At 72.4% G+C, this 19,375-nt stretch carries 15 protein-coding genes; 8 read left to right on the plus strand and 7 right to left on the minus strand.

The genetic code is table 11. The features are described 5' to 3' along the window. Window positions 1–129: 129 nt before the first annotated feature. The gene (locus tag ACIQ7D_RS26910; protein ID WP_403941643.1) at window positions 130–786 is read right to left on the minus strand and encodes a TetR/AcrR family transcriptional regulator; all 657 of its coding nucleotides are present in this window, start codon (window positions 784–786) and stop codon (window positions 130–132) included. A 134-nt stretch (window positions 787–920) separates the two neighbouring features. On the opposite strand from ACIQ7D_RS26910, the gene ACIQ7D_RS26915 reads away from it, so the two are divergent. Beyond that, complete coding sequence (locus tag ACIQ7D_RS26915; RefSeq protein ID WP_403941645.1) at window positions 921–2,159, plus strand: cytochrome P450; 1,239 nt, start codon at window positions 921–923, stop codon at window positions 2,157–2,159. Between the two features lie 14 nt (window positions 2,160–2,173). Then, the gene (locus ACIQ7D_RS26920) at window positions 2,174–2,434 is read left to right on the plus strand and encodes a ferredoxin (protein WP_403941647.1); all 261 of its coding nucleotides are present in this window, start codon (window positions 2,174–2,176) and stop codon (window positions 2,432–2,434) included. Here ACIQ7D_RS26920 and ACIQ7D_RS26925 read toward each other — a convergent pair. The 6 genes from ACIQ7D_RS26925 to ACIQ7D_RS26950 all read right to left on the minus strand — a co-directional run bounded on the left by ACIQ7D_RS26925 (window position 2,397) and on the right by ACIQ7D_RS26950 (window position 11,876). Continuing rightward, entirely contained in the window at window positions 2,397–2,999 is a 603-nt protein-coding gene (locus tag ACIQ7D_RS26925; protein ID WP_403941649.1) for a HutD family protein, read from the minus strand. The two genes, ACIQ7D_RS26920 and ACIQ7D_RS26925, sit on opposite strands and share 38 nt — an antisense overlap. Further along, window positions 2,996–3,781, minus strand: a complete 786-nt coding sequence (locus tag ACIQ7D_RS26930) for a vWA domain-containing protein (protein ID WP_403941651.1) — start codon at window positions 3,779–3,781, stop codon at window positions 2,996–2,998. Before ACIQ7D_RS26930 ends, ACIQ7D_RS26925 begins: the two co-directional genes overlap by 4 nt. A gap of 210 nt (window positions 3,782–3,991) precedes the next feature. After that, window positions 3,992–5,452, minus strand: a complete 1,461-nt coding sequence (locus ACIQ7D_RS26935; protein WP_403941653.1) for a glutamate synthase subunit beta — start codon at window positions 5,450–5,452, stop codon at window positions 3,992–3,994. Next, window positions 5,445–10,013, minus strand: coding sequence for a glutamate synthase large subunit (gene gltB, locus ACIQ7D_RS26940; RefSeq protein WP_403941655.1), 4,569 nt, complete (start codon window positions 10,011–10,013; stop codon window positions 5,445–5,447). Before gltB ends, ACIQ7D_RS26935 begins: the two co-directional genes overlap by 8 nt. Window positions 10,014–10,497: 484 nt before the next feature. Next, window positions 10,498–11,226, minus strand: coding sequence for a VIT1/CCC1 transporter family protein (locus ACIQ7D_RS26945; protein WP_403941657.1), 729 nt, complete (start codon window positions 11,224–11,226; stop codon window positions 10,498–10,500). 179 nt (window positions 11,227–11,405) lie between these two features. Continuing rightward, window positions 11,406–11,876, minus strand: coding sequence for a GNAT family N-acetyltransferase (locus ACIQ7D_RS26950; protein WP_403941658.1), 471 nt, complete (start codon window positions 11,874–11,876; stop codon window positions 11,406–11,408). Between the two features lie 167 nt (window positions 11,877–12,043). On the opposite strand from ACIQ7D_RS26950, the gene ACIQ7D_RS26955 reads away from it, so the two are divergent. From ACIQ7D_RS26955 to ACIQ7D_RS26980, 6 genes are read left to right on the plus strand one after another with little or no spacing between them, the layout of a single operon-like run. Next, window positions 12,044–13,150 carry an ADP-ribosylglycohydrolase family protein gene (locus tag ACIQ7D_RS26955; RefSeq protein WP_403941660.1) on the plus strand — a complete coding sequence of 369 codons (1,107 nt, stop codon included), beginning with the start codon at window positions 12,044–12,046 and terminating at the stop codon, window positions 13,148–13,150. Further along, window positions 13,147–14,568 carry an ADP-ribosylglycohydrolase family protein gene (locus ACIQ7D_RS26960; protein WP_403941662.1) on the plus strand — a complete coding sequence of 474 codons (1,422 nt, stop codon included), beginning with the start codon at window positions 13,147–13,149 and terminating at the stop codon, window positions 14,566–14,568. Before ACIQ7D_RS26955 ends, ACIQ7D_RS26960 begins: the two co-directional genes overlap by 4 nt. Continuing rightward, window positions 14,510–15,763 (plus strand): ADP-ribosylglycohydrolase family protein, encoded by a 1,254-nt coding sequence (locus ACIQ7D_RS26965; protein ID WP_403941664.1) that lies wholly within the window; start codon window positions 14,510–14,512, stop codon window positions 15,761–15,763. The genes ACIQ7D_RS26960 and ACIQ7D_RS26965 overlap by 59 nt, the downstream gene beginning before the upstream one ends. Continuing rightward, entirely contained in the window at window positions 15,760–17,244 is a 1,485-nt protein-coding gene (locus tag ACIQ7D_RS26970) for an ADP-ribosylglycohydrolase family protein (protein WP_403941665.1), read from the plus strand. Before ACIQ7D_RS26965 ends, ACIQ7D_RS26970 begins: the two co-directional genes overlap by 4 nt. Further along, a complete protein-coding gene (locus ACIQ7D_RS26975; RefSeq protein WP_403941667.1) occupies window positions 17,241–18,491 on the plus strand; it encodes a CaiB/BaiF CoA transferase family protein in 1,251 nt (416 codons plus the stop codon). Before ACIQ7D_RS26970 ends, ACIQ7D_RS26975 begins: the two co-directional genes overlap by 4 nt. Beyond that, window positions 18,488–19,306, plus strand: coding sequence for an HpcH/HpaI aldolase/citrate lyase family protein (locus ACIQ7D_RS26980; protein ID WP_403941669.1), 819 nt, complete (start codon window positions 18,488–18,490; stop codon window positions 19,304–19,306). Before ACIQ7D_RS26975 ends, ACIQ7D_RS26980 begins: the two co-directional genes overlap by 4 nt. Window positions 19,307–19,375: the final 69 nt, after the last annotated feature.

Raw genomic sequence — 19,375 nt, forward strand, 5'->3', positions numbered from 1 at the left:
CGCCGGTCGGCGGACATCGCTCGGCCCGCACCGGTGTGACGCACTTCATGGCCGCCCTGCCGGGATGGTCCGATTCCTGAGAGGGGGCGACCCCGCCCGTCCTCACGCTCCCCCGCCCCGGTGCGCCCGTCAGTGCGGGTCCGCACCGAGGCCCTCTTTCAGGGTGTCCAGGGTCAGGGGTCCGCCCGGGAGCGTCGAGCCGGCCGGGGCGCGCAGGGAGTCCAGCAGCAGGGCCATCGCCCGCTCCGAGATCTGCCAGGACGCCGCGTCGGACACGGCGCGCATCGGGCGCAGCAGCAGCGACAGCAGCGCGGCCACGTCGCCGGTCCCGACGTCCGGGCGCAGTGTTCCCTCCTGCTGGGCGGCGCGCACCACCTCGTCCAGGATCGCGAGCAGTTCACGCCGGAATTCGGCGGCTTCCGGGTCCGCCACGACGGCGCGTGACACCAGCGGGGAGAGGATCGTGAGCTGCACACTCAACTGGAGTTCGCGTGATGTACGGAGCAGCCTCACCAGGGCGTTCCAGGCGCTGGACTCCTCGGCGAGGGCGGCCCGGGCGCCGGTGATGACCTGGGCGTAGCTGTCGTGCGCGACCGCCAGGATGAGTGAGGTCCGGTCGGGGAAGCGCCGGTAGAGCGTGCCCGTACCGACGCCCGCCTGGCGGGCGATCTCCTCCATCGGCACGTCGGGGCCCTGGGCCCCGAACACCCGCTTGGCCGCCGCGAGGATCTGGTCGCGGTTGCGCCGGGCGTCGGCCCGCAGGGGTCTTGCGGGGTCCTGCGTCATGTCACCGCCTCTCCTGTACGGGGATGGCCGATTCTGCCACTCCTCATATGGACGAAAAACCTCCACTTAGTTAGCGTCGAGAGTGCGCACAGGTGATCCCGCTTTGGCTCCACTGCCCGGAATGGAGTGATCCGATGAGCAAGCCCCCCGATGTCACCGACCGGTCCGACGTGACCGACCGGTCCGACGTGAACATGCCTCTCCTCCGCACCTGCCCCTATGCCCCGCCCGCCGAGTACGGGCGGCTGCGCGAGAAGACTCCGGTCGCGCGGGTCTCCCTGCCCTCCGGAGCCACCGCGTGGGCCATCACCCGGCACGAGGACATCCGTACGGTGCTGGCCGATCCCCGGTTCAGTTCGGACCGGACGGCGCCCGGCTTCCCCGCTCTCAGCCCGTCGGCGCAGAAGCTGGCCGCCGGGACCAGGCCCACGATGATCGGCATGGACGCGCCCGAGCACGGTACGGCGCGGCGTACCGTGCTGGGCGAGTTCACCGTACGGCGGATGCGGGGGCTCCAGCCGCGGATCCAGCAGATCGTGGACGAGTGCCTGGACGCCATGCTGGCCGGCCCCCGCCCGGCGGATCTGGTGACGGCGCTGTCCCTGCCGGTGCCCTCGCTGGTGATCTGCGAGCAGCTGGGGGTCCCGTACGCGGATCACGAGTTCTTCCAGCACCACTCGTCCCGGCTGATCAGCCGCACCGAGTCGTACGAGAAGAAGGCCCACGCGTTGGACGGGCTGCGCGGGTATCTGGGGTCTCTGATCGCGGACAAGGAGCGGGAGCCGACCGACGATCTGCTCGGGCGGCAGATCGTCAAGCAGCGCGAGGCGGGCTCGTACGACCGTGAGGACCTGATCGGTCTGGCGTTCCTGCTGCTCATCGCGGGTCACGAGACCACCGCGAACATGATCTCGCTGGGCACCCTGGCGCTGCTGGAGCACCCGGACGAGCTGGCGGCGCTGCGCGCGGACCCGGCGCGGACCCCGGCGGCCGTGGAGGAGATGCTGCGCTCGTTCACCATCGCCGACGCCGCGGTGTCCCGCGTGGCCACGGCGGACGTGGAGCTGGGCGGGGTGCTCATCCGGGCGGGCGAAGGTGTCCTCGTCCTCAGCAACGCGGGCAACCACGATCCTGCGGTCTACCCGCGCCCGGACGAGCTGGACATCGAGCGTGGCGCCCGTAACCATCTCGCCTTCGGCTTCGGCGCGCACCAGTGCCTGGGGCAGAACCTGGCCAGGATGGAGTTGCAGATCGTCTTCGACACCCTGTTCCGGCGGGTCCCGGGGCTGAAGCTCGCGGCGCCCGTCGAGAAGCTGCCGTTCAAGGACGACAGCACGGTCTACGGCGTCTACGAGATGCCGGTCAGCTGGTGAGAAGGAGCATCGTCATGAGTACCGCACCACGGATCGTCGCGGACCGTGCGCGCTGTGTGGGCGCAGGTCAGTGCGTTCTCACCGCGCCGGAGCTGTTCGACCAGAGCGAGGACGACGGCACGGTGGTCGTCCTGGCCGAGGAGGTGGGGGCGGACGACCTCGACAGGGTCAGGGAGGCCGTGCACATCTGCCCGAGCGGGGCGCTCGCGCTGGAGACGGGTGAGGAGACCGGCCCCCTCAGCACGACCGGGCGAGCGGGACGGCCCGGAGCGTGACGAGCGCTGTGTGCCCCTCGCCGTGGAGGGTCATCGGGCCGGATCCGGGCATCAGGACCGCCGCGTCATAGCGGTCGAGCGGGGTACCGCCCCGGGTCGCCGCCGGCTCCAGGACCACCGGTGTCTCCAGGGCCACGGCCACGGCCACCACGGTCCCGCCGTCCGCCGCGGGTACGGGGAGGGTGCCCCGCACGACGGCGACCTCCGCGGCCGTACGGTTCCTGCCGTACATGACGTTGAGGTTGACGACCGGGCCGGCCAGGAGGAGGCAGCCGGTCGGCAGGTCGCCGGGGAAGGACGCCGGGGCGTACCGCTCGTCCACCCGTCGGCGCCGCCCGCCGACCGTGAGGTCCATCCCCGCGCCCTCGACCATGGTCAGGATCCGGTCGACGCCGGGGAAGACGGAGAACGGGCCGTCCCCGGCGACCTCCGCGAGGCTGATCCGCCAGTCGAATCCGGCCGTACCGGCGTTCTCGGGCCAGGAGGCGATCTCGCGGGTGACGCCGCCGCCGTTGCGCCACGGCACGGCGGCGCGGCTCCCGGCGCGCAGGACGCGGAGGGTCACGGGACGATGCCCTGTGCCCGTGCGGCCGCCAGCCAGTGCGGGAACTCGGCGGTCAGCCGGTCGTACAGCTCACCGTCCGGGATCTCGCGCGGGTCCCGGCCCGCGTGGAAGAAGCCCGCGTTGTCGACGGCGCGCTTCTGCGGGACCGGGAGTTCGTCGAGCTTGCGGAGGAAGTCGAACTGGCGGCTGTCCGGGTCGCCGAAGCCGATGAACTGCCAGAACAGCGGCAGTTCGGCGGCCTTGCAGAGGTAGCGTTCGGCCGCCGGCCTGCTGATCGGACCGCCGTCCGTCTGGAAGACGACCAGGGCCGGGGCGGTCGAGCCGCTGTCCAGGTAGTGGTCGATCACGGCGTCCATCGCCAGGTGGTAGCTGGTCTTCCCCATGTGACCCAGGGAGGAGACGATCTTGGCGATACGGTCCTCGTGACCGGCCAGGGAGATCTCCGTCTCCGCGTCGATGTCCGTCGAGAAGATGACGACCGGGACGATCCCGTCGTCGTCCAGGTTCGCCGAGAGCCCCAGCACCCGGTCCGCGAGGGCCTGGACCGTGCCGTCCCGGTAGTACTCCCGCATCGAGCCCGAGTGGTCGAGGACGAGATAGACGGCGGCGCGCTCCCCGCCCAGTCCGTTCTTCTCCAGCGAGATCTTCGCGCTCTTGTAGAGGCTGACCAGCGCGGGGGCCGTCTCCTCGATCTTCCGCAGGCTGATCCCCGGGCCGGAAGGGTCGGAGAGGCCGGAAAGGCCGGAAGGAACGGAAGGGGCGGAACCGGGAGCGGTGACCATACGCGTCCTCTGCGGTCGGTTGCGGGGCTGAATTCCCCTGATTCTCCCACTGGTTCGGACGATCCGGTCCCCACGCACGCCACGGCGCCTGCCATGGGTCCGGTCGGGGACTGGAGGCAGGCGCCGCGTCTTGCGGGAGGGCCCGGGAGACGCTCCCCGGGCCGACACCGCCCGTACGCCGTTGTACGGGAGTCTCTTGGATGGTACAGATCAGGCCATCAGCGCCCGGTCCGTCGGGCGGATCGGGGCGGGGAGGTCGCTGGCCCCGGTGAGGTGGCGGTCGACGCCCGCCGCGGCCGAGCGGCCCTCGGCGATCGCCCAGACGATCAGGGACTGGCCGCGGCCCGCGTCGCCCGCGACGTACACGCCGGGCACGTTGGTCGCGTACTGCGCGTCACGCGCGATGTTGCCGCGCTCGTCCAGCTCCAGGCCGAACTGCTCGACCAGGCCGTTCTGCTGGTCGGTGCCGGTGAAGCCCATCGCGAGGGTGACGAGCTGGGCGGGGATCACGCGCTCCGTGCCCGCCTTCTGCTCCAGCTTGCCGTCCTTGAACTCCACCTCGATCAGGTGCAGGGACTGGACGTTGCCGTCCTCGTCGCCCTCGAAGTGGGTGGTGGAGACGGAGTAGAGCCGCTCGCCGCCCTCCTCGTGCGCGGAGGTGACCTTGTAGAGCATGGGGAAGGTCGGCCAGGGCTGGTGCGCGGCGCGCTCGGCGCCGGGCTGCGGCATGATCTCCAACTGGGTGACGGAGGCGGCGCCCTGGCGGTGCGCCGTACCGACGCAGTCCGCGCCGGTGTCGCCGCCGCCGATGACCACGACGTGCTTGCCCTCGGCGCTGATCGGGGAGACCGTCAGGTCGCCCTCCTGCACCTTGTTGGACAGGGGCAGGTACTCCATCGCGAAGTGGATGCCCTTGAGGTCGCGGCCCGGTACGGGCAGGTCACGCGAGACGGTGGCGCCCGCCGCGATGACCACCGAGTCGTACCGCTTGCGCAGGGTCGACGCGGTGATGTCCCGGCCGATCTCCGTCTCGGTACGGAACTTGGTGCCCTCCGCGCGCATCTGCTCGATACGGCGGTTGATGTGCGACTTCTCCATCTTGAACTCGGGGATGCCGTAGCGCAGCAGCCCGCCGATGCGGTCGGCGCGCTCGTACACCACGACCGTGTGACCGGCCCGGGTGAGCTGCTGGGCCGCCGCGAGGCCGGCCGGGCCCGAGCCGATGACGGCGACGGTCTTGCCGGAGAGCCGCTCGGGGGGCTGCGGGGTGACGTCGCCGCTGTCCCACGCCTTGTCGATGATGGAGACTTCGACGTTCTTGATGGTGACGGCCGGCTGGTTGATCGCGAGGACGCAGGCGGACTCGCAGGGCGCCGGGCAGAGCCGTCCGGTGAACTCCGGGAAGTTGTTGGTGGCGTGCAGACGCTCGCTCGCCGCCGTCCAGTCCTCGCGGTAGGCGTAGTCGTTCCACTCGGGGATCAGGTTCCCGAGCGGACAGCCGTTGTGGCAGAACGGGATGCCGCAGTCCATGCAGCGCCCGGCCTGCTTGCTGATGATGGGGAGCAGCGAGCCCGGAACGTAGACCTCGTTCCAGTCCTTGACGCGCTCCTCGACGGGGCGGGACGTGGCGACTTCGCGCCCGGTGGTGAGGAAGCCCTTCGGGTCAGCCATTGGTCGCCGCCTCCATCATCTTCTCGGTGGTCTCGGTCTCGGAGAGACCTGCCAGCTCGGCGGCGTCCTTGGCGGCGAGCACTGCCTTGTAAGTGGTCGGGATGATCTTGCTGAAGCGGTCGGCGGCGGTCTCCCACTCGGCCAGCAGCTTCCCGGCGACGGTGGAGCCCGTCTCCTCCTGGTGGCGGCGCACCACGTCGTGCAGCCACTGCTTGTCGCTGTCGTCGAGGGGTTCGACGGCCGCGAGGTTCCCGGCGTTGACGTTGTCCGGGTCGAGGTCGATGACGTACGCGACACCGCCGGACATGCCGGCCGCGAAGTTGCGACCGGTCTCGCCGAGGACGACGGCGTGGCCGCCGGTCATGTACTCGCAGCCGTGGTCGCCGACGCCCTCGGAGACGACCGTGGCACCGGAGTTACGGACGCAGAAGCGCTCGCCGGTGCGGCCGCGCAGGAACAGCTCGCCGCCGGTGGCGCCGTAGCCGATGGTGTTGCCGGCGATGGTCGAGTACTCGGCGAGGTGGTCGGCGCCGCGGTCGGGGCGTACGACGACCCGGCCGCCGGAGAGGCCCTTGCCGACGTAGTCGTTGGCGTCGCCCTCCAGGCGCAGCGTGACACCGCGCGGCAGGAAGGCGCCGAAGGACTGGCCCGCGGAGCCGGTGAAGGTGATGTCGATGGTGTCATCCGGCAGTCCCGCGCCGCCGAACTTCTTGGTCACCCGGTGGCCGAGCATGGTGCCCACGGTCCGGTTGATGTTGCGGATGGCGACCTGGGCGCGGACGGGCTGGGCAGCCTCGGCGCTGTCGGCGCCGAGGGCGTCGGCGGCGAGCTTGATCAGCTCGTTGTCGAGGGCCTTCTCCAGGCCGTGGTCCTGCTCGACGACCTGGTGGCGCGGGGCGTCCTCGGGCAGCTCCGGGACGTGGAAGAGCGGCGCGAGGTCGAGGCCCTGGGCCTTCCAGTGGTCGACGGCGCGCTCGGTGTCGAGGAGTTCGGCGTGGCCCACGGCCTCTTCGAGGCTGCGGAAGCCCAGCTCGGCGAGGAGTTCGCGGACCTCTTCGGCGATGAACTGGAAGAAGTTGACGATGTACTCGGCCTTGCCGGAGAAGCGCTCGCGCAGCACCGGGTTCTGGGTGGCGATGCCGACCGGACAGGTGTCCAGGTGACAGACGCGCATCATGACGCAGCCGGAGACGACGAGCGGCGCGGTCGCGAAACCGTACTCCTCGGCGCCGAGCAGCGCGGCGATGACGACGTCACGGCCCGTCTTGAGCTGACCGTCGGTCTGTACGACGATACGGTCGCGCAGGCCGTTGAGCAGCAGCGTCTGCTGGGTCTCGGCGAGGCCCAGCTCCCAGGGGCCGCCCGCGTGCTTGAGCGAGGTGAGCGGGGAGGCGCCCGTACCGCCGTCGTGGCCGGAGATCAGCACGACGTCGGCGTGTGCCTTGGAGACACCGGCGGCGACGGTGCCGACGCCGACCTCGGAGACCAGCTTCACGTGGATGCGGGCCTGCGGGCTGGCGTTCTTCAGGTCGTGGATGAGCTGGGCGAGGTCCTCGATGGAGTAGATGTCGTGGTGCGGCGGCGGGGAGATCAGGCCGACGCCGGGGGTGGAGTGCCGGGTCTTGGCGACCCACGGGTAGACCTTGTGGCCGGGGAGCTGGCCGCCCTCGCCGGGCTTGGCGCCCTGGGCCATCTTGATCTGGATGTCGTCGGCGTTGACCAGGTATTCGCTGGTGACGCCGAAGCGGCCGGAGGCGACCTGCTTGATGGAGGAGCGGCGGGCCGGGTCGTACAGCCGCTCCGCGTCCTCGCCGCCCTCGCCGGTGTTGGACTTGCCGCCGAGCTGGTTCATGGCGATGGCCATGGTCTCGTGGGCTTCCTGGGAGATGGAGCCGTACGACATGGCGCCGGTGGAGAAGCGCTTGACGATCTCGGAGGCGGGCTCGACCTCGTCCAGCGGCACGGGGGCGCGTCCCGAGCTGAAGTTGAACAGGCCGCGCAGCGTCATCAGCCGCTCGGACTGCTCGTTCACGCGGCCCGTGTACTGCTTGAAGATGTCGTAGCGGCGGGTGCGCGTGGCGTGCTGGAGGCGGAAGACCGTCTCCGGGTCGAACAGGTGCGGCTCGCCCTCGCGGCGCCACTGGTACTCGCCGCCGATCTCCAGCTTGCGGTGGCTCGCGGAGATCCCGGAGGCGGGGTAGCCCTTGGCGTGCCGGGCGGCGACCTCCTGGGCGACGATGTCGAGACCGGCGCCGCCGATCTTGGTGGCCGTGCCGTTGAAGTACTTGTCGACGAACACCTGGTCGAGGCCGACGGCCTCGAAGACCTGGGCGCCGCGGTAGGAGGCGACGGTGGAGATGCCCATCTTGGACATCACCTTGAGAACGCCCTTGCCCAATGCGTAGATCAGGTTGCGGATCGCCTGCTCGGCCGTCAGGCCCTCGATGAACGTGCCGGCGCGGACCAGGTCCTCGACGGACTCCATGGCGAGGTACGGGTTGACGGCGGCGGCGCCGAAGCCGATGAGCAGCGCGACATGGTGCACCTCGCGGACGTCGCCGGCCTCGACCAGCAGCCCCACCTGGGTGCGCTGCTTGGTACGGATGAGGTGGTGGTGGACGGCCGCGGTGAGCAGCAGCGAGGGGATCGGGGCGTGCTCGGCGTCGGAGTGCCGGTCGGAGAGCACGATGTTCCGGGCGCCGCTCTCGATGGCGGCGTCGGTCTCGGCGCAGATCTCCTCTATGCGGGCGGCGAGGGCGTCGCCGCCGCCGCTGACCCGGTAGAGACCGGAGAGCGTGGCGGCCTTCATGCCCGGCATGTCGCCGTCCGCGTTTATGTGGACGAGCTTGGCCAGCTCGTCGTTGTCGATCACCGGGAAGGGCAGGGTGACGCTGCGGCAGGACGCGGCGGTCGGCTCCAGCAGGTTGCCCTGCGGGCCGAGCGAGGAGCGCAGCGAGGTGACCAGTTCCTCGCGGATGGCGTCCAGCGGCGGGTTGGTGACCTGCGCGAAGAGCTGGGTGAAGTAGTCGAACAGCAGCCGGGGCCGGGCGGAGAGCGCGGCGATCGGCGAGTCGGTCCCCATGGAGCCGATGGGCTCGGCGCCCGCGCGGGCCATGGGTGCGAGCAGGACGCGCAGTTCTTCCTCGGTGTAGCCGAAGGTCTGCTGGCGGCGGGTGACCGAGGCGTGCGTGTGCACGATGTGCTCGCGCCCGGGGAGGTCGGACAGCTCGATCTCGCCGGTCTCCAGCCACTCCTTGTAGGGCTGCTCGGCGGCGAGGGACGCCTTGATCTCGTCGTCCTCGATGATGCGGTGCTCGGCGGTGTCGACGAGGAACATCCGGCCGGGCTGGAGGCGGCCCTTGCGGACGACCTTCGCCGGGTCGATGTCGAGGACGCCGACCTCGGAGGAGAGGACGACGAGTCCTTCGTCGGTCACCCAGTAGCGCCCGGGGCGCAGTCCGTTGCGGTCGAGTACGGCGCCGACCTGGGTGCCGTCGGTGAAGGTGACGCAGGCGGGGCCGTCCCACGGCTCCATCATCGTGGCGTGGAACTGGTAGAACGCGCGCCGGTCGGCGTCCATCGAGTCGTGGTTCTCCCACGCCTCGGGGACCATCATCAGCACGGAGTGCGGCAGCGACCGGCCGCCGAGGTGGATCAGCTCCAGGACCTCGTCGAAGGAGGCGGAGTCGGAGGCGTCGGGCGTACAGACGGGGAAGATCCGCTCCAGCTTCTCCGCCGTGTCCGCGCCGAAGAGGTCGGAGGCGAGCTGGGACTCGCGGGCGCGCATCCAGTTGCGGTTGCCCTTGACCGTGTTGATCTCACCGTTGTGCGCGACGAAGCGGTACGGGTGGGCGAGCGGCCAGCTCGGGAAGGTGTTGGTGGAGAACCGGGAGTGGACGAGCGCCACGGCGGTCGCGAACCGGCGGTCCGAGAGGTCGGGGAAGAACGGTTCGAGCTGGCCCGTGGTGAGCATGCCCTTGTAGACGACGGTCCGGGCGGAGAGGGAGGGGAAGTAGACCCCGGCCTCACGCTCGGCACGCTTGCGCAGCAGGAAGGCCTTGCGGTCCAGGGCGATGCCGGTGCTGGTGCCGTCCGCGACGAAGAGCTGGCGGAAGGCCGGCATCGTCGCGCGGGCGGTGGAGCCGAGCAGCTCGGGGGCGACGGGGACCTCGCGCCAGCCGAGGACGTTCAGGCCCTCCTCGGCGGCGATCGTCTCGATCCGTGAGACGGCGTCCGTGGCGTCGTCGGCGGGCAGGAAGCCGATGCCGACGGCGTACGAGCCGGCCTCGGGCAGCTCGAAACCCGCGACCTCGCGGAGGAAGGCGTCCGGCACCTGGAGCAGGATGCCCGCGCCGTCGCCGGAGTCGGGCTCGGAGCCGGTGGCTCCGCGATGTTCGAGATTGCGCAGTACGGTCAGCGCCTGCTCCACCAGCTCATGGCTGGCAACACCGGTGAGGGTGGCCACAAAGCCGACGCCACAGGCGTCGTGCTCGTTACGGGGGTCGTACATCCCTTGCGGGGCGGGGCGACCGTCCATGGGCGACCAGGCGTCGGAACGCATCGGCTCTCCCGTCGTCGTGTGTATCGGCTTGGCATATGCGATTACCGAGGGACGACGCTGGCCCTCCAAGAAATTTCGTGCAGGTTACATGATGGAAAGCTTCTCGGGAAGCGGATAGCGCGTTCCAGCATGTGGACACCGCTCATAGCGGTGAATGGGGGGCGCAGACGGACGGATCGTCGTCCGTTCGGCTGGGGCGGAGCTGGCTTCATTGCCTGCGGCGCCTACGGCTCATGCCCGGTGATGAACGACTCGAAACCGCCGGGTTACGGCTACATATGTGGCGCCAGGCATAGTGTCGCATCCGCATGGCCGGAATGCCCAGGGACGTAGGTCACAGGGGGGACGTTTTCCCCCGCCGCGCCGGGCCGGGCGGGGGAAAGTTTTCGGCCGCGCCATGTGTCGTACGTATGTACGGCGCGTACCGGGAATGTACGGGGCGGAGGTTACCGGGTGAGCGTTACGGGGCTGCGCGGCGGGCGGGTCAGAGCGCGGCGCCGAACAGCACGCCGAGTCCGTAGGTGAGCGCCGCCGCCGTACCGCCGAGGACGAGCTGCCGCAGCCCGCTGTACCACCAGCTCCGCGCGGTCACCCGGGCCACCAGCGCGCCACAGGCGAAGAGTCCGGTGAGGGCGAGCAGCACCGCGGGCCAGAGCACGGTGGCGCCGAGCAGATACGGCAGGACGGGCAGCAGCGCGCCCAGCGCGAAGGAGCCGAACGACGACACGGCGGCGACCAGCGGCGACGGGAGGTCGTCGGGGTCGATGCCCAGTTCCTCGCGGGCATGGATCTCCAGCGCCTGCTCGGGGTCGTGCGAGAGCTGGGTGGCCACCTCAAGGGCCAGGTCCGGCTGCACGCCCCGGGAGACGTAGAGCGCGGCCAGCTCGGCCAGCTCGTCCGCCGGATGCTTACGCAACTCCCGCCGCTCGACGTCGAGTTCGGCCATCACCAGCTCCCGCTGGGAGGCCACGGAGGTGTACTCGCCCGCGGCCATGGAGAAGGCGCCCGCGGCGAGCCCGGCCAGCCCGGTGATCACGATCGTCTGCTGTGAGACGGCGCCGCCGGCGACCCCGGTCATCAGCGCCAGGTTGGAGACCAGCCCGTCCATCGCGCCGAACACCGCGGGACGCAGCCAGCCGCCGTTCACATCGCGGTGCGTGTGATTGTCACGGTGGGCCTCGTGGAGTGTGGCCTCGGTTTCGATGATGGACATGCTTCTCCCCTTCACGGGGGCGGATCCCGGCCCGTCCGCGGACCGGTCCACACCTCCCAATGCTTCGAAAATACGCACGGAAAACCGCTCCCGCCAGCAAGGAAGGCCGTACTTACCGGGCTGGGAGGAGGGGGAGGGGAAGTGCGGAGGAGTGCGGGGGAGGGGAGGGAGGAAAGAGGTCAGGCGTCCGGGCCGGCGACCGGCAGGACGCGGTGGAAGACCGCCATGGGCCGCCCAGGCCCGTCATGGTCGTCGACGATCCCCACGGTGAAACCGAGACGGCGGTGGAAGGCGATGGAGCCGGTGTTCCCCACGGAGGTGATCGCCTTGAGCCGCCGCGCGCCCTGCCCCCGCGCGGCCTCGGCGAACGCCCCGTACAGCCGTCGCCCGAGGCCGGCGCCCCGTGCGTCGTCCCGGGTGGCGACGAGATGGACGTACCCCGTGCCCGTCGGTGTGACGAACCCGAGGAGATAGCCGCGGATGCCGTCCTCGGCGCGCGCCACCAGACAGGTCGGGCCGAACTCCCGTACCAGTGCGAGCAGGTGCAGCGACCGGAGATCGCGCTCACCCCAGTAGCGGGGATGGTCGGCGAGCACCTGGTGGACGTCCGCCGTCCTCGCCGGTTCGATCCGGGTCCCGTTCGACTCCATGGTGACGAGCATGGCAGGCGCCCCCCGTGGTGACGAGCGTGGTGGGTGCCCCGCGCCGGGGATGCCACCCGGGTGACAGCGGGGTGCCACCCGACTCGTCCGGTGTTCCGCGTGGCAGGGATGGCAGAAGGCGCCGTGGTGCGGAGGTCGAGGTGAGGGGTCACGCCATGGAACAGACCGCGGGCGACCCCGCCGCCGGGATCGCGGTGGTACGTGACCGGGCGCGCGGCGCGCTGCTGGGTCTGGCCGTCGGCGACGCGCTCGGCGCACCCGCCGAGAACATGCGACCCTCCGAGATCCGGCGCCGCTGGGGCCGGATCGAGGGCTTCGTGGCCGAGCAGCCGGCCGGTACGGACGACACCGAGTACGCCGTCTTCTCCGGGCTGCTGCTCGCCCGGCACGGCTCGGCGCTGACCGTCGCCCATGTCGAGAAGGCGTGGCACCACTGGCTCGCGGACCATGACGAGGGCCCGTTCCGCGGGGCCGGTTTCAGTGAGCGCGGCACCCTGGAGAACCTGAGGCGCGGGCTCGCCGCGCCGATCACCGCCCAGCACCGGCACGCCTGGAGCGACGGGCTCGCGATGCGGGCCGCGCCGTTCGGGGTCTTCGCCGCGGGCCGCCCCGAGGAGGCGGCCCGGCTGGTCGCGGTGGACGGCCGGGTCAGCCACGACGGCGAGGGCATCTACGGCGGCCGGGCGGTCGCGGCGGGGGTCGCCGCCGCGATGACGGGCGCCGGCCCCGCCTCGGTGATCGCCGCCGCGCTCTCCGTCGTCCCCATGGACTCCTGGACGGCCCGTACCCTGCGCCGTGGCGTCGTCGCCGCGCAGCGCTCCTACCCCGACGCCCTCACCAGGGAGCGCGCGGTCCGCTCGGCGGTGGTCATCGGCGGCTACCCGTGGACCGACCTGGCCCCCGAGGCGGTCGGCCTGGCCTTCGGCGCGTTCGCGGCGGCGCGCGGCGACTTCCGTACGTCGGTGCTCACGGCCGTCAACATGGGCCGCGACGCGGACACCACGGCGGCGGTCGCGGGCGCGCTGGCGGGCGCCCTGTCGGGGGCCCGCGCGATCCCCTCGGAGTGGGCCTCGGCCATCGGCCCGGTACGAGGGAGCTGTCTGCCCTCGATGCGCGGCTACCACGTCCTGGACATCGCGGACCTGCTCACCCCGTACGACGACGACTCGTACGACGACTCGAATGACGACGACTCCCATGACGACGATCCGCACGAAGCTTCGTTCGGCGCTTCGTACGACGACGAGAAGGCGGCCTCATGACGACGGGACGCGACGACGCACGGCGGACGGCGGGGCGCGCCCCGGGCGGGGCCGTCGCGCGGGGGTACGGTTCCGGCCTGGCGCTCGACCCGGACACGGCCCGTACGGACACGGCCCGTACGGACACAGCCGGGCGGCGCCTCGTGTGGGCGGCCGGAGGCGTCCCCCACCACGACGTTCCCCGCACCGGGGACTCCCCCGCAGACGCCTCCCCCACCGGACGCGACCCGTTGCGGCGGATCGAGGGCCTGCTCCTCGGGCTCGCCGCCGGGGACGGCGCCGGCTGGCCCGCCGCGCGCCACCGGGCGGCCCGGATGCCCGAGTGGACCCGGCGGCTCACCCGTGAGCTGGACACCTTCGCCGAACAGAACGCGACCACCACCCTCCCCGTCCCCATCGCCCTCAACCAGCCGCCCGAACCGCTCCGGCTCGGGCCCTCCGACGACGCCGAGTGGGCCGCCTTCGCCGCCGGGTGCGTGCTCGCCGCCGCGGGCCGGCGCTTCGACGGGTTCACCGCGGGCCGCAGGATCCGCGTCGCCGTCGACCAGGCCTGGAACTCCCTGGCCGGCGAGATCGCCGCCGCCGCGGCCCGCGCACCCGAGGTCGAGTCGGCCGTGCCACCACTGCGCGCCCGGATCTCCGTACGCGCGGGCCTCGGCAATCTCGCCACCGGGCTGCGCCCGCCCGCCACCGGCCACGACAACCCGCACTACTTCGACGACGCCGCCTGTGTCCGCGCCGCCGTCCTCGCCACCGTCCACCCCGGCGACCCCGCCGGCGCCGCCGCGCTCGCGGAGTTCGACGCCCGGTACACCCAGGACGGCGACGGGGTGCACGGCGCCCGCGCGATGGCCGCGGCCGTCGCCGCCGCGCTGGGCGGCGCGGGCCCCGAGGCCGCCGTGGACGCGGCTCTCGCCCAGCTCCCCGGCACCACGGAGATCGGCCGCAACGCCCGCCACGCCGTCAAACTGGCCCGGGACTTCACCCATGAACCGGCCGGCGCCTTCGCCCTCGTACCGCTGCTGGAGCATCAGATCGTCGACCATGTCTACAGCTACGGCATCGCCGCGGCCGAGACCGTCCCCGTCGCCCTCGCCCTGACCCTCGCCGCCCGCGGCGAGATCAGCGGCGCGGTGCCGGCCGCCGCCTGTCTCTCCCGGGTCGCCGACTCCGCCCCCGCGCTGGCCGGCGCGCTGACCGGGGCGCTCGGCGGCGGGGACGCGGTGCCCCTCGCCTGGCGTGACGCCTGCCGCACGCTCGCCGGGTGTGCGCTGCCCCGGCTCGCCGGGACGGATCTGGTGGAACTCGCCGGGCGGCTCAGCGCCACGGAACTGACCGCCCCGGGGGGACAATTCCGACATGACGACACTGAGCACTCCCCCACCGCCGGGCACACCTCCACCTCACCTCACACCTGACTCCCCCGAATCCGCCGCCACGACGACCACGACGGCCGCACCGACGCTCGCGGACCGGATCGCCGGCGCGCTGACCGGCGCGGCCGTCGGCGACGCGCTCGGCGGCCCGGTCGAGGGGTACTCCCCCGAGCAGATCGTGGAGCGGCACGGCGGCCGGGTGACCGGCATCGTCGGTCCCTGGTACGAGGACTGGCGCACCGCCCGCCCCCTCGCGCCGTACCACAAGGGCGACGGCCACATCACGGACGACACCCTGATGACCCACGCCCTGATCCGGGTGTACGCCACGGTCCGCGACCACCTCGACGCGTACGCGATCGCCGAACACCTCGTCCCCGACCTGATCTCCACCCCGCGCTGGATCCCCGAACTGGAGGCCGAGGCGCTGCCCCTCCAGCGGATCTTCCTCGCCGAGAAGTGGCTGGTCACGCGCGTGCACTACGGACATGTCGACCCGCGCGAGGCGGGCACGGGGAACATCGTCAACTGCGGCGCCGCGATGTACATGGCGCCGGTGGGGCTGGTCAACGCCGCGCATCCGCGGGCCGCGTACGCCGAGGCGATCGATGTGGCGGGCGCGCACCAGTCCTCGTACGGACGGGAGGCTGCCGGAGTCTTCGCCGCTGCCGTCGCCGCCGCCTGCGCGCCGGACGCCACGCCCGCCACCGTGGTGGAGACCTGCCTCGGCGTCGCGAAGGACGGCACGCGCGCCGCGATCGAGGCGGTGTGCGAGGTCGCCTCCCGCCATCGCTGTACGGAGTCGGCGCTGCGCGGCCTGCGCGACGCCGTCATCCCCTTCGACACGGTGGGACCGCACTACCGCGCACCCTCCCTGGGCGCCCGCAGGCCCTCCCGGCTGCACTCCATCGAGGAACTCCCCATCGCACTCGGCATGTTGCTGATCGGTGCGGGCGACTACCGCCGCACGGTGCTCGGTTCGGTCAACTACGGCCGGGACTGCGACTCGATCGCCACGATGAGCGGCGCGCTCGCGGGGGCGCTGGGCGGCGAGGCGGCGGTCCCGGCGGAGTGGGCGGACCGGGTGGCCGAGGCGAGCCGCCTCGACCTGGGCGCCCCGGCACGGGAGTTGACGGAGGTGGCGTACGAGATGTTCGCGCGGGACACCGAGCGGCGCCGCGCCCATGAGTCGGCCTTCGTCCGGCTGACGGGACGTCAATTCCAGGGGGTACGGTGACGGTCCTGCGGCTCACCTGGGTGCAGCCCGAGGACCTGGTCGGCCATGAGCTGCGCCAGGCGGCGGAGGACGGCCGCGACGCCTCGGAGATCGCCGGGCGCTGGTACGCGGCGGGCGGCGCCCCCGCCCCGGACCGCGCGGGCGTCTCGCCGGAACCGGCCTCGCCTCAACTGCGTTCGCTGGCCGAGCGGTTGCTCGACGAACTGGCCGGGCTGCCCGCTCCGCGCGCCGAGGCCGAGCCGACGGAGCTGACCGCGATCCGGGCTGCCTGCCCGTCCTGGCCCACCGGACCGGAGGAGCCCACCGGGCCTCAGGAGCCCACCAGGCCTCAGGAGCCCACCGGGCCGGAGGAACCGCCGGGACCCGTCGAGCCGCCCGGACCGGAGAAACCACGGCACGACGGCGCCCAACCCGCCCTCACCCAGCCGGCGTTGCATGCCGCCTGGCTCGGCCGGGCCGCCGGCTGTCTGCTCGGCAAGCCCGTGGAGAGACTTCCCCTCGCCGGTATCCGCGCCCTCGGCCGCGCCACCGGCAACTGGCCGCCGCGCACCTGGTTCACCGCACGCGGTGTACCGGCCGAGCTGGCCGCCGCCTACCCCTGGAACCGGCGCTCCGCACCGACCTCGCTCGCCGAGAACATCGACGGGATGCCCGAGGACGACGACCTCAACTACCCGCTGCTCAATCTGCTGCTTCTCCAGCGCCACGGACGGGAGTTCACCACCGCGCAGGTCGCCCGGGTGTGGCTGGACGAGCTGCCCGCCGGGCGTACGTTCACCGCGGAGCGAATCGCGTACCGTAATCTGCTCGCCGGGATCGAACCGCCGGACACCGCCCGGTACCGCAATCCGTTCCGGGAGTGGATCGGGGCCGCCATCCGGGCCGACCTCCACGGCTGGACCCACCCCGGCGACCCCGCGTCCGCCGCCGCGCAGGCCCACCGGGACGCGACGCTCACCCACACCGCCAACGGGGTGTACGGCGCGATGTTCGTGGCGGCGGTCATCGCGGCTGCGGCCAGCAGCGCCGATGTGCACGCCTGCCTGCGGGCCGGGCTCCACGTCGTACCACCGCGCTCCCGGCTGGCCGAGGCCGTCCGTCTCGGCATCGAAACTGCCCTGGAGCAGCGGGAGTTCGACGACGTGGCCGATGTGCTGCACACCGAACTCGGCCACTACCACTGGGTCCACGCGGTGCCGAACGCCGCGCTGCTGGCCGCCGCGCTCACTCATGCGGACGGCGACTTCAGCGGCTCCATCTGCCGTGCCGTGTCCGGGGGTTGGGACACCGACTCGAACGGCGCGAGCGCCGGTTCGATCGCCGGGCTGCTGGCCGGGCACCCGGCCAGACTGCCCGACCGCTGGACGGCACCGCTCAAGAACCGGCTCGCGACCTCCGTCGGCGGCTTCCACGGCACCGGCTTCGACACCCTCGCGGAATTGACCCGCGAGGCCACCCGCACCGAGACCGAGGCCCGATGACCGACCTGACGGACGACACGACGGACGACACGACCGCCACCGCTACCGAGGCCGCCGCCCGCCCCCTCCCCCTCGCCGGGGTGCGTGTCCTCGATCTCGCGACGCTCTTCGCGGGACCGCTGGCCGCCACCCTCCTCGGTGACTTCGGCGCCGAGGTGATCAAGGTCGAGCACCCCACCCGCCCCGACCCGTCGCGCGGGCACGGCCCCGCCAAGGACGGCGTGGGCCTCTGGTGGAAGCTGCTCGGCCGCAACAAGCGGACCATGACACTCGATCTCTCCACCCGGGGCGGCCGTGAGCTGCTGCTCGGCCTCGCCGCGCGAACGGATGTGATCATCGAGAACTTCCGGCCCGGCACCCTGGAGAAGTGGGGCCTCGGCTGGGACGAACTCTCCCTGGCCAACCCCCGCCTCGTACTGGCCCGGGTGACCGGCTTCGGCCAGTTCGGACCGTACGCGCACCGCCCCGGCTTCGGTACCCTCGCCGAGGCGATGAGCGGTTTCGCCGCCGCCACGGGCGAGCCGGACGGGCCGCCCACGCTTCCGCCCTTCGGCCTCGCCGACTCGATCGCCGCGCTGGCCACGGCGTACGCGGTGATGACGGCGCTCAGCGGGCGGGACATCACCGGCCGGGGCCAGGTGGTCGATCTGGCGATCATCGAGCCCATCCTGACCGTGCTGGGGCCGCAGCCGCTCTGGTACGACCAGCTCGGCTATGTCCAGCCCCGTACCGGCAACCGCTCCCGCAACAACGCACCCCGCAACACCTACCGCACCGCCGACGGCTCCTGGCTGGCGGTCTCCACCTCGGCGCAGTCCGTCGCGGAGCGGGTGATGCGGCTGGTCGGCCGCCCGGAGCTGGTCGACGAGCCATGGTTCACGACGGGCACCGGGCGCGCCGGCCACGCGGACACGCTGGACGACGCGGTCGGCTCCTGGATGGCCCGCCACACCCGGGACGAGGCGCTGGCCGCGTTCGAGCGTGCCGAGGCGGCGATCGCGCCCGTCTACGACATCCGCGACGTGATGGCCGATCCGCAGTACCGGGCGCTGGACTCGGTCACCGAGGTCCAGGACCCCGAGCTGGGGCCGCTGCGGATGCAGAACGTCCTCTTCCGGCTCTCCGAGACCCCCGGCGCGATCCGCTGGGCGGGCCGGCCGCACGGCGCGGACACGGACGCGGTCCTCGCCGAGCTGGGTCTGTCGGCGGGCGAGATCGCGGGGCTGCGCGCGGAGGGCGCGCTGTGAGCTCCGCGCCCACCCCGCTGACCTGGCTGTATATTCCCGGGGACCGGCCGGAGGTGATGGCGAAGGCGCTGTCCTCGGGCGCGGATGTGGTGATCGTGGACCTGGAGGACGCGGTGGCGCCGGAGCGCAGGGCGTACGCGCGGGCCGCCACCGCCGAGTTCCTGGCCGGGCCCCATCCGGTCCCCGTCCATGTGCGGGTCGCGGACGAGACGGACCTCCCCGCCGTCGCCGCGCTGCCGGGGCTGGCCGCGCTCCGGCTGCCGAAGGTCACCCACGCCTCCGACATCCACCGCGCGGCGGCCCGCGCCCCCGGGATCCCGCTCTACGCCCTGCTCGAATCGGCGCTCGCCGTGGAGCACGCCCACGCCATCGCCTCCGCGCACCCGGCGGTCCGTGGCATCGCGCTGGGCGAGGCGGATCTCCGCGCCGATCTGGGGGTACGGGACGACAGCGGCCTGGACTGGTCGCGCGGCCGGGCCGTGGTGGCGGCCCGCGCGGCGGGGCTGGCGCCTCCGGCCCAGTCGGTCTTCCCCGACGTACGGGACCTGGACGGGCTGGCCGCCTCCTGCCGCCACGGCCGGGCGCTGGGCCTGCTGGGCAGGGCGGCGATCCATCCGCGCCAGCTCCCGGTGATCGAACGCGCCTACCGGCCCTCCCCGCAGGAGATCGCGTCGGCGGAGGAGATCGTCGAGGCGGCGGCCGAGGAGGCGGGCGCGCAGGCGCTGGTGGACGGGCGTTTCGTGGACGCGGCGATCGTGGCGGCGGCGCGGCGCACGCTGGCCCTGGCGGTCCGGGGCTCGCAGCCGGTCACCTGACGGGGAGCACACCGTCCGTCGGTCCACGGAAGGCCCCGGCCGTACGTGGCCGCCGTACACCGTCATCCG

The organism is Streptomyces sp. NPDC096310, assembly GCF_044763125.1.
Classification (GTDB): domain Bacteria; phylum Actinomycetota; class Actinomycetes; order Streptomycetales; family Streptomycetaceae; genus Streptomyces.

Coding starts and splice junctions, on each gene's coding strand:
- ACIQ7D_RS26910 (WP_403941643.1), bottom strand. CDS start 786: ATGACGCAGGACCCCGCAAGACCCCTGCGGGCCGACGCCCGGCGCAAC.
- ACIQ7D_RS26915 (WP_403941645.1), top strand. CDS start 921: ATGAGCAAGCCCCCCGATGTCACCGACCGGTCCGACGTGACCGACCGG.
- ACIQ7D_RS26920 (WP_403941647.1), top strand. CDS start 2,174: ATGAGTACCGCACCACGGATCGTCGCGGACCGTGCGCGCTGTGTGGGC.
- ACIQ7D_RS26930 (WP_403941651.1), bottom strand. CDS start 3,781: ATGGTCACCGCTCCCGGTTCCGCCCCTTCCGTTCCTTCCGGCCTTTCC.
- ACIQ7D_RS26935 (WP_403941653.1), bottom strand. CDS start 5,452: ATGGCTGACCCGAAGGGCTTCCTCACCACCGGGCGCGAAGTCGCCACG.
- gltB (WP_403941655.1), bottom strand. CDS start 10,013: ATGCGTTCCGACGCCTGGTCGCCCATGGACGGTCGCCCCGCCCCGCAA.
- ACIQ7D_RS26945 (WP_403941657.1), bottom strand. CDS start 11,226: ATGTCCATCATCGAAACCGAGGCCACACTCCACGAGGCCCACCGTGAC.
- ACIQ7D_RS26950 (WP_403941658.1), bottom strand. CDS start 11,876: ATGGAGTCGAACGGGACCCGGATCGAACCGGCGAGGACGGCGGACGTC.
- ACIQ7D_RS26955 (WP_403941660.1), top strand. CDS start 12,044: ATGGAACAGACCGCGGGCGACCCCGCCGCCGGGATCGCGGTGGTACGT.
- ACIQ7D_RS26960 (WP_403941662.1), top strand. CDS start 13,147: ATGACGACGGGACGCGACGACGCACGGCGGACGGCGGGGCGCGCCCCG.
- ACIQ7D_RS26965 (WP_403941664.1), top strand. CDS start 14,510: ATGACGACACTGAGCACTCCCCCACCGCCGGGCACACCTCCACCTCAC.
- ACIQ7D_RS26975 (WP_403941667.1), top strand. CDS start 17,241: ATGACCGACCTGACGGACGACACGACGGACGACACGACCGCCACCGCT.